12 protein-coding genes are annotated in these 10,218 nt (G+C 71.8%); 5 read left to right on the forward strand and 7 right to left on the reverse strand.

The features are described 5' to 3' along the window. Positions 1–2: 2 nt before the first annotated feature. Entirely contained in the window at positions 3–752 is a 750-nt protein-coding gene (locus tag QH283_RS15025; protein WP_280503615.1) for an SDR family oxidoreductase, read from the reverse strand. Between the two features lie 80 nt (positions 753–832). Continuing rightward, a complete protein-coding gene (locus tag QH283_RS15030) occupies positions 833–1,201 on the reverse strand; it encodes a hypothetical protein (RefSeq protein ID WP_280503616.1) in 369 nt (122 codons plus the stop codon). A gap of 284 nt (positions 1,202–1,485) precedes the next feature. Here QH283_RS15030 and QH283_RS15035 point away from each other — a divergent pair, with 284 nt between their 5' ends. Together QH283_RS15035 and QH283_RS15040 are read left to right on the forward strand one after the other, a co-directional pair. Further along, complete coding sequence (locus tag QH283_RS15035) at positions 1,486–2,514, forward strand: N-acetylmuramoyl-L-alanine amidase (RefSeq protein WP_280503617.1); 1,029 nt, start codon at positions 1,486–1,488, stop codon at positions 2,512–2,514. 79 nt (positions 2,515–2,593) lie between these two features. After that, entirely contained in the window at positions 2,594–3,655 is a 1,062-nt protein-coding gene (locus QH283_RS15040) for a CobW family GTP-binding protein (RefSeq protein ID WP_280503618.1), read from the forward strand. 44 nt (positions 3,656–3,699) lie between these two features. Here the strand turns inward: QH283_RS15040 and QH283_RS15045 are convergent, their stop codons facing one another. Genes QH283_RS15045 through QH283_RS15055 form a run of 3 tightly spaced genes read right to left on the reverse strand, consistent with a single transcriptional unit; the run spans position 3,700 to position 6,407 of the window. Further along, a complete protein-coding gene (locus tag QH283_RS15045) occupies positions 3,700–4,173 on the reverse strand; it encodes a molybdenum cofactor biosynthesis protein MoaE (RefSeq protein WP_280503619.1) in 474 nt (157 codons plus the stop codon). Beyond that, positions 4,160–5,149 (reverse strand): bifunctional molybdenum cofactor biosynthesis protein MoaC/MoaB, encoded by a 990-nt coding sequence (gene moaCB / locus QH283_RS15050; protein WP_280503620.1) that lies wholly within the window; start codon positions 5,147–5,149, stop codon positions 4,160–4,162. The genes QH283_RS15045 and moaCB overlap by 14 nt, the downstream gene beginning before the upstream one ends. A gap of 52 nt (positions 5,150–5,201) precedes the next feature. After that, the gene (locus QH283_RS15055) at positions 5,202–6,407 is read right to left on the reverse strand and encodes a molybdopterin molybdotransferase MoeA (RefSeq protein ID WP_280503621.1); all 1,206 of its coding nucleotides are present in this window, start codon (positions 6,405–6,407) and stop codon (positions 5,202–5,204) included. A gap of 121 nt (positions 6,408–6,528) precedes the next feature. Between QH283_RS15055 and moaA the strand changes: the two genes are divergently transcribed. Both moaA and QH283_RS15065 read left to right on the forward strand, forming a co-directional pair. Further along, positions 6,529–7,587 (forward strand): GTP 3',8-cyclase MoaA, encoded by a 1,059-nt coding sequence (gene moaA / locus QH283_RS15060; protein WP_280503622.1) that lies wholly within the window; start codon positions 6,529–6,531, stop codon positions 7,585–7,587. Beyond that, a complete protein-coding gene (locus QH283_RS15065) occupies positions 7,580–7,822 on the forward strand; it encodes a MoaD/ThiS family protein (protein WP_280503623.1) in 243 nt (80 codons plus the stop codon). The genes moaA and QH283_RS15065 overlap by 8 nt, the downstream gene beginning before the upstream one ends. Before the next feature lie 77 nt (positions 7,823–7,899). Here the strand turns inward: QH283_RS15065 and nadE are convergent, their stop codons facing one another. Continuing rightward, the gene (gene nadE / locus QH283_RS15070; protein WP_280503624.1) at positions 7,900–8,724 is read right to left on the reverse strand and encodes an ammonia-dependent NAD(+) synthetase; all 825 of its coding nucleotides are present in this window, start codon (positions 8,722–8,724) and stop codon (positions 7,900–7,902) included. A gap of 62 nt (positions 8,725–8,786) precedes the next feature. Next, complete coding sequence (locus QH283_RS15075; protein ID WP_414689605.1) at positions 8,787–9,398, reverse strand: TetR/AcrR family transcriptional regulator; 612 nt, start codon at positions 9,396–9,398, stop codon at positions 8,787–8,789. A gap of 139 nt (positions 9,399–9,537) precedes the next feature. On the opposite strand from QH283_RS15075, the gene QH283_RS15080 reads away from it, so the two are divergent. After that, on the forward strand, positions 9,538–10,104 hold the full coding sequence (locus QH283_RS15080) for an NAD(P)H-dependent oxidoreductase (protein ID WP_280503625.1): 567 nt from the start codon (positions 9,538–9,540) through the stop codon (positions 10,102–10,104). The last annotated feature ends 114 nt before the right edge of the window (positions 10,105–10,218 follow it).

Raw genomic sequence — 10,218 nt, forward strand, 5'->3', positions numbered from 1 at the left:
GCTCAACTCAGCTTGGCGACCACCGCGTCCGGCAGATGCGGGAGCACCAGATCGATCGCCCGCCACGGCCAGCCCGGCACACAGGCCACCCGCTTCTCCCGCTCGATCGCCGCGACCATCGAGGCCACGCCCTTCTCCAGCGGCGCGACCAGCATCGTGTCGCCTGCCTTGTCCGACATGTCGGTTCGGATGAAGCCGGGCTGCTCCGTGGTCACCGCGATCGTCGAGCCCTTCAGCTCCGTCGCCAGCGCCTGACCCAGCGCGGACAGCCCGGCCTTGCTCGCCGAGTAGGCCGCCTTCGCGCCCGGCAGCCCGCGCACCGCGCTCATGGAGGAGATCAGCACCAGGTGCCCGCCGTCCTGCGCCCGGAAAATCTCCAGCGCCGCCTCCGCCTGCGCCATCGCACTGACGAAATTCGTGGTCGCGGTCGCCAGATTCGCCGAGGCCCGTCCGGTGCCCAGCCGCGCCCCCTTGCCGATGCCCGCGTTGACGATCACCCGGTCCAGCCCGCCCAATTCCTCGCGCAGCTCGCCGAACACCCGCGGCACCGCCGCGTGATCGTCCACGTCCAGCGCCCGGACGGCGACCGTGAGATCGGGGTGGTCCGCGAGCAGTTCCGCCCGCAGTTGCTCGAGCAGTTCCAGTCGCCGCGCGCACAACGCGAGGTCACGGCCTTTCGCCGCGAACTGTCGTGCCATGCCCGCACCGAGCCCCGAACTCGCACCGGTGATCAGAATCCTGCTCCTCGTCATGCCCCGACCCTAGCCCCGGCGCAACCGCCCGGGCGCGCCCGCGATCGCCGCGGGTGCGGGTCGGCGCGGACCGGGGGAACTCAGCCCGCCGAGCCGGTGGACGCGGCGTCGGGCACCAGTCGCCACACCCCGCAGTTCTCGGTGCGGAACGCCGCGTCGGTGGGCTTGACGACCACGCGGCCCGGCGGCTTGCGGGTGAAGTTGTTGGCGAGGATGTAGGTGGGGTCGGTGGTGTCGCCGACGACCTTCCACAGCCTGGCCCATTCGCAGGCGCGGGCGGGATCGGAGGTGCCGGGGGCCTCGTAGGTGCCGGGTGCGATGTCGGTGCCCACCAGGTAGAGGCCGTCCTCGGCGATCACGGTGGCCGGTTCGGCGGCGGCGATGCCGTGACCGAGCAGTGTCGCCGTCCCCGCCAGTGCTCCCGCGATCATCGCTGTTCTCGCGCGCATGAGCGCTCTCCTCGACGTTCAGGGCCGTCCCCGTCGACGGCCGGAGTTTCCCCGTGACCCGGCGCCAGATCTACCAGAAACCGACCCTCGATCGTGCGGATTCGCGAGATTCCGGTCACGCGCGCGGAGTTAGCGCATGAATAGCCCCGGCGGGACTGTCGCGGGTTAACGGTTCGATAACCAGGACTTGCCTTCCTGGTGCTCGTGTTGCCAAAGTGAGTCGTTGTGTTTGGTGTTGCCTATGGGAAGGGAGGGGCGCTGCGTTGCGGGGCGCCGACCGATACATGAAGCCGACTGTCTTCACCGCCGCGCTGGCACTGGCGTTCGCCGGCTTGATGCCGGGCGCGGCCGCGGCCGATCCCGCCGACCTCGACCCGACCACCCGGCTCGCCGGGCACACCGTCTTCCTCGACCCCGGGCATCAGGGCTCCGGCCATTCCGAGAACCTGTCACGCCAGGTCGACGACGGCCGCGGCGGCACCAAGGACTGCCAGACCACCGGCATGACCACGGTCAACGGCGTGCCGGAGCACACCATCAACTGGAACGTCGCCCAGCTGGTGAAGGCCTCGCTGGAGAGCCTCGGCGCGCGCGTGGTGCTCAGCCGTCAGGACGACACCGGCTGGGGCGGGTGTATCGACGAACGCGCCCGCGCCGCGGGTGAATCCGGCGCCGACATCGCCGTCAGCATCCACGCCGACAGCGGTCCGCCCGCCGAACGCGGCTTCCACCTGATCATCCCGCAGCTGCCCATCCCGAACGCCGCCGCCGACGCCGCCCAGTCCGGGCCGGGCCGGGCGGTCTCGGAATCGGTGCGCGACGCCTATGTCGCGGCGGGCTTCACCCCCGCCACCTACGCCGGGGTCAGCAACGGCCTGCAGACCCGCGTGGACGTGGCGGGTCCGGCCCTGACCACCGTGCCGCTGGTGTTCCTGGAGATGGGCAACGGCGCCAACCCCGAGGACGCCGCCGTCCTGGAATCCGCGGGCGGCCAGCTCGAACACGCCATCGCCCTCACGACCGGCCTCGTGAGCTACCTCCTCGACACCCCGCTGCCCGCTCCAGGCACGAACGACCTGCCCGCGAGCACCCCCGCCGACACCACTCCCGGCACGAGCGACCCCGGCGCGCCGGAGCGCGACGGCGCGACCCCCGGCGCGACCCCGAGCACTCGCGAAGCCCTGCTCGAGCAGGCGATCGACCTGGTGCTGCCGCTGCTCGGCGCCCTCGGTGAGGGCGAGGACGCCCTCACCACCGAGCTGATCGACCTCGCGTACACCCTCGTCGCGACACTCTTCCCACCGACGCGATAGACGGGCGGGTGGCCCTCGCGTCGGGCGTGCCCGCCCCGCCCGGGCAGGAGGCGGCCCGGCCCCGCATACAGTGGTCCGGGTGAGCGAGCGAATTCCTGTGCTGATCGTGGCCGGTTTCCTCGGATCGGGGAAGACGACGCTGCTCAACCGGCTGTTGCACGACAGCGGAAGCACCAGGATCGGGGTGGTCGTCAACGACTTCGGGGCCGTGAACATCGACGCCATGCTGGTGGCCGGGCAGGTCGACGCCATGGTCTCGGTCGGCAACGGGTGCGTGTGCTGCGCGGTGGACGTCGGCGAGCTGGACACCATGTTCGAGCGGCTGAGCGAGCCGCAGGCCGGGATCGACGTGATCGTGGTGGAGGCCAGCGGCCTGGCCGAGCCCCGCAATCTGATCCGCATGGTGATCGGCAGCGAGAATCCGCGCATCCACTACGGTGGCCTGCTCGAGGTGGTCGACGCCGCGGAATTCCCCGCCGCCAGGCAACGGCACCCCGAACTGGCCACCCACCTGCGCCTGGCCGACCTGGTGGTGCTGAACAAGGCCGACCGGGTGCCCCCGGCCGAGGTCGAACGCCTGCGCGAGGAGATCGCGGCCCTGGTCGCGCCGTCGCCGGTCCACGTGACCAGCCACGGCCGCGTCGACCCCGCCCTGCTCTTCGACGCGCCCGCCCGCGAGCGCACCCCCGTCGCCGGACAACTGAGCTTCGACGACCTGTGGCGCGAACTCGAAGCCGACCGGCAGGCCTCGGGCTGTGACGACGGCGCGCACGACGATCACCGCCATCTGCACGACGACTACACCAGCGTCTCGTTCACCAGTGAGCACGCCCTCGACCCGCGCGGACTGGTCGGCTTCCTGGAGGACCCGCCGCACGGCCTGTTCCGCGCCAAGGGCGTCACCGAGTTCGCCGTCGACGGACATCAGCGCACCTTCGGCCTGCACGTCGTGGGCAGGCACATCGTGTTCGAACCCCGCCCGTGGCGGCGCGGTGAGGACCGCGTCAGCTCCCTGGTCCTCATCGGCGCGGGCCTACGGGCCGATGAGGCATTGGGACGGCTGGAGCAGACGATCCATCCCGGCCCCGACCCGCTCGACGACCAGGCTCTGCTGGGAGTCTGGCGGTACACGCCGCACTGAGATACCCGCCGCACCGATACCCGCCGCACCGGGATCGGGCGCACTCAGCTACAGGCGTTGACCCACTCCGACAACCCGTCGGCGAACTGCTGCCGCTTCCAGATCGGCACCTCGTGCTTGATCCGGTCGACCAGCTCCGCGCAGGCGGCGAACGCCTCGGCCCGGTGCGGCGCGGCCACCGCCACCACGATCGCCAGATCGCCGATCCCCAGGTCGCCGACGCGGTGCTCGGCCGCCACCGGCAGCCCGCTGCTCGCGGCGATCGCCTCGCAGCACTGGCGCAGGAAGAGGGTTGCCTTGGGGTGGGCGGAGTACTCGAGCGCCGACACCGCCTGACCGCCGTCGTGGTTGCGGACCTTGCCGGTGAAGACCACCACCGCGCCGTGCGCGGGCCCGGACACCGCGGCCGCGAGGGCGGCCGGGTCGAGCGGCCGATCGCTGATGCGCGCCAGCCGCACGCCGGTGGTCTCCGCGCCCGGCGGGGTCCCGTTCCCGGTCGAACTCTCACTGATGGTCATGGGCACCGCCTCCGCACACTTGCGCCAGCAGATGGTCCAGCAGTGGTTCGAGCACCGCCATTCCATCTTTCACCCCGCCCGGCGATCCGGGCAGGTTCACGATCACGGTGCGGCCCGCCAGGCCGGCCACGCCACGGCTGAGCGAGGCGAGCGGGAACTTCGCCGCACCCTCGTTGCGGATCGCCTCGGCCACCCCGGGCAACTCCCGATCCAGCACCGCCAGGGTCGCCTCCGGCGTCGCGTCGGTGGGCGAGGCCCCGGTGCCGCCGGTGGTCACGATCAGATCCGGCGCCGCACGCAACGCCTCGGCCAGTCCGGTGGCGATGTCGGCGTCCGCGAAGACCAGCGGCCCCCGCACCGCGAACCCGAGCCCGCTCAGCCAGCCGGCCAGGACCGGCCCGGTGGTGTCGGTGCGTGTCCCGGCCGCCGCCCCGGTCGAGGCGACCAGCACGACAGCCGATCGACCGCCCGCACCGGCGGGCGCCGCGTGCGCGGCCGAGCCCGCCGCGGCACGCGTCCACCGCCCGCGCTTGCCACCCGTCTTGGACAGCAATCGCACATCGGTGAGCACCGCGGCCGGATCGACCGCCTTGACCATGTCGTGCAGCGTCAACCCGGCCACCGCCACCGCGGTGAGCGCCTCCATCTCGACACCGGTGGGACCGGTGGTCTTGGCGGTGGCCTCGATGGTGATGGTGTCCTCGGTGAAGCCGAACTCCACTTTCACCGACGACAGCGCCAGCTGATGGCACAGCGGGATCAGTTCCGAGGTCTTCTTGGCGCCACCGATGCCTGCCAGCCGGGCGGTCGACAGCACGTCGGCCTTCGGCAGGTCGTCGGCGCGCACCAGCCGCACCACCTCGGCGGTGGTGCGCAGCGCGCCTGCTGCCACGGCCACGCGCGGGGTGTCGGCCTTGGCGCTCACATCCACCATGCGTGCGCGCCCCTCGGCGTCGACATGGGACAACTCGCTCATATCGTCAAGACTGGCACACCGGGGCGGCCGCGCCCGAACCGTCGCGATCAGCTCACAGTTCCCGCACCACGACCGTCGCGCCCGCGGCCAGCTCGGTGACCTCGGCGGGAATGTCGACGAGCACGTCCGCCCTGGCCATCCCGGCGATCAGATGCGAGCCGGGACCGGAGACGGTTTCCACACCGGACTCGGTGATCCGGCCGCGCAGGAACTGGCGCCTGCCGGCGGGGGAGCGCACCGACTCCGAGAGCGTGGTCTCGAACTCGCGCATCGGCGGCAGCCCGGACAACGTGCGCAGCATCGGGCGGGCCAGCACCTCGTAGGACACCAGCGTGCTCACCGGATTGCCGGGGAAGCTGAGCACCGGCACCCCGTCGACCACCGACACACCCTGCGGTCCGCCCGGCTGCATGGCCACCGAGCCGAACCGCCCGCCGCGCGCGGCCAGCACCTCCTTGACCACCTCGAAATCGCCCTTGGACACTCCGCCGGAGGTCAACACCACGTCTGCCGACGCCGCCGCGGCCGCGAGCAACCGGGTCACCACCGCGGGGTCGTCGGTGCTGTGCTGCACCGACACCACGTGCACCCGGTCGGCGCCGAGCACGGCGGCCAGCGCGATGCCGTTGGAGTTGTAGATCTGGCCGGGCCGCAGCGGTGTCCCGGCCGGGACCAGTTCGTCACCGGTGGTGAGGATCGCGGCGCGCACCGGCGCGAAGACCGCGACCTTCGGCACGCCGACCGCCGCCAGCGCCGCGATGTGGCGCGGGGTCAGGCCGGTGCCCGCGGCGACCAGCAGTTCGCCCGCCCCGACATCGGTGCCCGGTTCGCGGATGAAATCGCCTGCCGCCCTGCCGCGCTCGATCACCACGTGACCGTCCTCGACTTTGGTGTCCTCCACCGGGACCACGCAGTCCGCGCCGGGCGGGATGGGCGCGCCGGTCATCACCTTCCACGCCCCGCCGTCGGGCAGCGGTGTGGAACCGGGCTCGCCCGCGGCCACCACCCCGGCCAGCGTCAGCGTGACGGGGGTGTGCCGGACGGTCGCGGCGCGCACGGCGTAGCCGTCCATGGCGGAATTGCGGAAGACCGGCAGATCGACGGGCGCGCGCACGTCCTCGGCGAGCACCAGGCCGGTGGCCTCGGGGACCGGCACGGTTTGCAGGGCCCGCATGGCCAGTGGCCGCAGGAGCTGCTCGATGCCGTCGCGATGTTCGTCGACATCGACGGCGGCCACACCCGTAACCCGTGCGCTCATGGGCGTCAGCCTAGCGCGGGCGTGATCTCACCGCCTGACGTCGCACTTTGTGAGAAAAGCAGGTGGGAGCGGTTCGCCTGTCGCCGCCACGGGCGAGGGTCGCTGCGGTCATAATGGAGTGATGACGCTGGTCGATATCGGGATACCCGCGGTGCGCTCGCGGCGGCCGGCGCTGGACGGACGGCCGGACACTCCCGCGCTGATCGACCGGTTCGGCCGGATCGCCCGCGACCTGCGGGTCTCGATCACCGAGAAGTGTTCGCTGCGATGTACCTACTGCATGCCCGCCGAGGGCCTGCCGCCCATTCCGGCCGACGAATTGCTGACCGCCGAGGAGATCGTCCGGCTGGTCGCGCTCGCCGTCGAGGAGCTCGGCGTGCGGGAGGTGCGCTTCACCGGCGGCGAGCCGTTGATGCGCCGCGATCTGGAGCGGATCATCGCGGGTTGTCACGAGCGGGTGCCGCAGGTGCCGCTGGCCATGACCACCAACGGCGTCGGCCTGGCGCACCGGGCCCGCGGTCTGGCCGAGGCGGGCCTACGCCGGGTCAACGTCTCCCTCGACACCGTCGACGCGCTCGGTTTCGCCCGCCTGACCCGCCGCGACCGGCTCGACTCGGTGCTGGCGGGCATCCGCGCCGCCCGTGACACCGGCCTGGCGCCGGTGAAGATCAACGCCGTGCTCATGCGCGCCACCCTGGCCGGCGCGCCGGACCTGCTGCGGTGGTGCCTGGACGAGGAGTGCGAGCTGCGGTTCATCGAGGAGATGCCGCTGGACGCCGACCACGAGTGGGCGCGGGCCAACATGGTCACCGCCGCCGAACTGCTCGAGGTGCTCGGCGCCCGCTTCACCCTCGACGAGATCGGCCGCGCCGATCCGGCCGCCCCCGCCGAGAAATGGCTGGTCGACGGCGGCCCGGCCACGGTCGGCATCATCGCCACCGTCACCCGCAAGTTCTGCGACAGCTGCGACCGCACCCGGCTCACCGCCGACGGCATGCTGCGCTCGTGCCTGTTCAGTGATCTGGAATTCGTTGTGCGCCAAGCGCTTCGCGGTGGCGCCGACGACGCCGAGATCGCCGAGATCTGGCGCGGCGCCATGTGGAACAAGTGGGCCGGTCACGGCATCGACGCCGAGAATTTCGTCCCCCCGGAACGCACGATGGGAGCCATCGGTGGTTGAGGTCCGCTATTTCGCCGCCGTCGCCGACGCGGTCGGCAAGGAATCCGAGCAGCTGGACCTGCCCCCGGAGGCGACGCTGGCCGAACTGCGTTCCCTGCTGGCCGACACCTACGGCCCCGACCTGGACAAGATGCTCGGCGTGTGTGCCTACCTGGTCGGTGACGAGCTCACCCGCGACGTGTCGATGACGGTCGGCCCTCAGGTCGACGTGCTTCCCCCCTTCGCGGGCGGCTGAGCGGCCCCCGGCCGAGGTGTGTTCGCGCGCCCGGCCGGGCTGTTCCTGCCGCCGGCCGGGATGCTGCTCGAAGGCGTTCAGCGCCACCAGGTGTCGTGCGGGGTGACCGGCACGGTGCGCTTGTGGCGGGTGTTGAAAAAGTGCTTCTCCACCTTCGCGGCGACCTCCTCGCCCACCGGCTTGCCTTCCAGGTAGTCGTCGATGTCGCTGTAGCGCAGGCCGAGGGCCTCCTCGTCGGGCAGCGCGGGGCGGTCGTCCTCGAGATCGGCGGTGGGCACCTTCGACCAGGTGCTCGGCGGGGCGCCCAGTTCTTGCAGCAGCGCCGCGCCCTGCCGCTTGGTGAGACCGGTCAGCGGGGTGATGTCCACGCCGCCGTCGCCGTACTTGGTGAAGAAGCCGGTGACCGCCTCTGCCGCGTGATCGGTGCCGACCACCAGCAGGTTCTCCTGTCCGGCCAGACCGTACTGCACCACCATGCGCTCGCGGGCCTTGATGTTGCCGCGCACGAAATCCCGCAGCCGCTCGACGTCCAGCGCGGCGGCGACTTCCCCGCCCGCGGCGTCGGCGCTCGGCTTGATGTTCACGGTGAGGGTGCGGTCGGGGCGGATGAAGTCCAGCGAGATCTGGGCGTCGTGCTCGTCGGCCTGCACGCCGTAGGGCAGGCGGACGGCGTAGAAGGTGGCCGAGCCACCGTCGGCGCGGACCTTCTCGGCCGCCAGCTGGCACAGCCGCCCGGTCAGCGTGCTGTCCTGTCCGCCGCTGATGCCGAGCACGAACCCCTTGGCGGGAGTGGACAGCAGGTACTCGGCCAGGAAGTCGACCCGGCGGCGCACCTCTTCCTTCGGCTCGATCGTCGGCTGGACGCCCAATTCGGTGATGATCTGTTCGCGCAGGCTCGCCATGAGGTCACCTTACTGGCAGTCGGCGTGCCCGGCCGGTTAGCCGGGCAGCCCGCGGCGGGCGGTCACGGCGTGACCACGGCGCGGACGAAACGTTCGTAGTTGTCGCCGATCTGGTCGAGGCCGCGGCCGAGCACGTGCAGTTGGTGCATCACCAACGGCGCGCCCAGCATGGCGAGCAGGCTCTCCGCGGTCAGGTCGTGATCGCCGGGGCTGCCCGCCTCGCGCAACAGCATCACCATGTGCCGGTGCTGGAGCCGGTACGGCGGGCTCTGGAAGAACTTGCCCGCCTCGCCGAGTTCGGCCGCGCGGTACAGCTCGCCCTCCACCTCGATGTCCAGCAGGCGGGCGCGACCGAAGGCGATCAGCCGGTCCAGCGCGGGCGCGCCGGGGCCGAGCGGCGGCGGGCCGAACATGAAATCGCGCTGGAACTTCTGCTCGGCGTGGTCGAGCAGGGCGCGCAGCAGGCCGGAGCGGCTGCCGAAGCGGCGGAAGACGGTGCCCTTGCCGACGCCCGCGGCACGCGCCAGCTCGTCCATCGTCAGGCTGTCCACGCCGTGCTCGCGGACCAGGCGCTGGGCGGCGTCGAGCAGCAGCCGCCGATTGCGGGCGGCGTCCGCGCGCTCGCCCGTCGCCCGGCCCTGAGGCGGTCCGACGCTCAACGCTCCCGGGATCACCGGGGCAGGCGCGGCCGGTTCGGCGGCGCCGGGCGTGACAGATCTCACTGCTGCTCGAATTCCTCTCGGGAATGTAATCGGACTACGGTCCGTTTGATCCGATGATCGTACGGACCACCTCAGTACACCAGGAGTTGTCATGAGCCAGACCCGAATCCTCGTGCTCGCCGGAAGCCTGCGCAGCGCCTCCATCACCCGCAGGCTTGCCGAGGCGGCCGTGCGGACCGCCCCCGAGGGTGTGGAGATCGGCATCTACGAGGGTCTCGGCGAGATCCCCTTCTACAACGAGGACCTCGACGTGGCCGGTTCGGTTCCCGCCGCCGCCGAGCGCCTGCGCGCCGCGGTCGCCGAGGTCGACGCCGTGCTGCTGGTGACCCCCGAATACAACGGCACCCTCTCCGCGGTGCTCAAGAACGCCATCGACTGGCTGTCGCGCCCCTACGGCGCGGGCGCCCTCAAGGACAAGCCGGTCGGCGTCATCAGCGCCTCCATCTCCTCCAACGCCGCGCGCTGGGCGCACGGTGACGCCGTGAAGGCCGTCGGCGTCGCGGGCGGCTCGGTCGTCGAGGCCGCCCACGCCTACTTCGGCACCATCGGTGAGCGCTTCGCCACCGCGCACCCGAGTGAGGATGCCGACGCCGTCGCCGAGCTCGGCGCCTCGGTCCGTCAGCTCATCGAGGCCACCCGCGCCCTCGTCTCCGCCTGACGCCTCCCTGGTCTCCGCCTGACGCCTCCGGCGTCGGGCTCGCGCTCGCCTTCCTCCTCGGCTGTGGGCCGTCCCGTACGGGACGGCCCTTTCGTCGTCTCGTGGCCTCCGGCA

Source organism: Nocardia farcinica, assembly GCF_029867845.1.
Classification (GTDB): domain Bacteria; phylum Actinomycetota; class Actinomycetes; order Mycobacteriales; family Mycobacteriaceae; genus Nocardia; species Nocardia farcinica_A.